The following is a 1,931-nucleotide window of genomic DNA, read 5'->3' on the forward strand; positions in this document are numbered from 1 at the left end:
AGTCGCAGCAGGATGGCTTGCAAGCCAAGGCTTTGATAATATCGATATTTATCTTGGTTCAATGAGTGCATGGCAAGCTGCACATAACTGATGTCATCTTCGATAGTACATAATCAACGTTTATGTAAATGCCAAAACAGCTATTAATAGTAGCGGTTGATTTGGTCTTCTAAGAAGTCAGCCGCTACCTCATTAACTAAAGTGCAATCAACCACCCCGCGTCTGCTGTTTTCGTTGGGGCGCGGTGCATTACTGTCAATGTAATCGGCTTCATAGATACGGTCGTCATAATCGACAGCTCTGAATATATATTCTGGTTCATTGTCAAAGGCAAAATATCTAACCTGAGCAGTTTTTAGTTGATTATTGATACCCGTATCTGAGCGAGTGGTACTAAAATTTCGATTATCGCTAAAACGATTTTCGCTCATATCAACCCAGTCATCAAGATTATCATAACGGGTTTTATCTTTATCATTGAAAATAAAAAACGAGCGGTCACTGGTCGTCACAGGGATATAACAAACAGAACCTGTTGGAAACTCTACATTTGGTGGAATGTTTGGATAATTATTCAAATCAGTGAGAATCCCTCGGCTACTAGCCAAATTATTGCCAAGACTATAACTACCAGCGCTGACTCCAGACAGATCTAATGTTCTATAAATGGTTTCATAACTTAAATTATTACTACTATTCAACTCATAAATTGGCTGTCTGATAGTACGTCCGTTGACCTTAATATAGCGATCTTCAAGCGTGCCCTCAAAGTTATTCGATAACACTATCGATCGTTCTAAATCATCAATATTTTGCGCGCTAAAACTTCCTAAAATGTTGGTTACATCAATATCACGCTCACCCTCGCTATATTCGGTATCAATACGCGCCACAGCTTCTCTACCAGTTTGACGATCAATGCCTTTATCAAAACTTGTCAGCGTCAGCTCATTGTTATTGCTTGAGCCAAAAATGCCATTGTCTTCCTCGTCACACCCAACAAGCCCAATCGCTAATAAAGAAATAGCAAGCGGTGCAAAGAGTTGTTTGTGTGTTTTTTTCATCGCTAGGCATCCTTATTTGTCAGTAATGGAACGTTGTTAAAAGCTATTTCACTAAATGTAAAGGAAGTGGCTACCGCCTAATCTATCATCGTTTAACGGCTACTATTAGCTTACACTAATCACCAAGCTGCGACCACATGAAGCGAGTACTTTACTTACCAACCTAAAAGATTGACTTACAAATTCATAGTATAGATTTACCACCGCTATATAGAGTCGTGTTAAAAATTTGTTATGCTAATCAACTTAATGACCAACAAAATGTGTTTACTATAAAAACTGACAACAAAGGATGTGTTATGAAAACTTTATACTCTACTAAAGCTACTACTACTGGCGGCCGTGCAGGTTCAGCCAGCTTAGCTGATAGTGATCTCAGCATCAATATGGTAGCGCCAGGTTCTGGAAAAGAAGGTAATAACCCAGAGCAGCTATTCGCCATGGGCTATAGCGCCTGTTTCGATAGCGCACTTGGTGCAGTCAAACAAATGGAAAAAGCCAAATTTGATTCGACTACTCAAATAGAAGTAGATTTGCTACAAGGTGAAGGGCATGACTACAAGTTAGCAGCAAAAATTCATGTGACTGGCGAAAATACCGACCTGTCTGCTGATGAGTTCCAAAAACTCGTTGAAAAGGCTCATCAAGTCTGCCCGTACTCAAAGGCGACACGTGGTAATATTGATGTTGAAGTGACTTCAGAAGTAAAAAGCTAAGCTGTATCATGAGTTGATAAACAGAACTGTTGTTAGCAAAGCCCAGCAAGTCTGGGCTTTGTTGTTTTTAACCTTTATAGTTAAATAACGCTTATAGTCATATACATTTTAACTTTTGAGCCATTCGGCACGCGCTGATTTTATCGTTATA

At 39.3% G+C, this 1,931-nt stretch carries 2 protein-coding genes; one reads left to right on the forward strand and one right to left on the reverse strand.

Translation table 11 applies throughout. The annotated features are described in order from the left end of the window. Window positions 1-143 precede the first annotated feature (143 nt). The gene (locus ACS8FD_RS13410) at window positions 144-1,064 is read right to left on the reverse strand and encodes a hypothetical protein (RefSeq protein ID WP_439262637.1); all 921 of its coding nucleotides are present in this window, start codon (window positions 1,062-1,064) and stop codon (window positions 144-146) included. A 299-nt stretch (window positions 1,065-1,363) separates the two neighbouring features. Here ACS8FD_RS13410 and ACS8FD_RS13415 point away from each other — a divergent pair, with 299 nt between their 5' ends. Next, a complete protein-coding gene (locus ACS8FD_RS13415) occupies window positions 1,364-1,780 on the forward strand; it encodes an organic hydroperoxide resistance protein (RefSeq protein ID WP_439262639.1) in 417 nt (138 codons plus the stop codon). Window positions 1,781-1,931 lie beyond the last annotated feature (151 nt).

It is taken from the genome of Psychrobacter sp. 1U2, assembly GCF_051847575.1.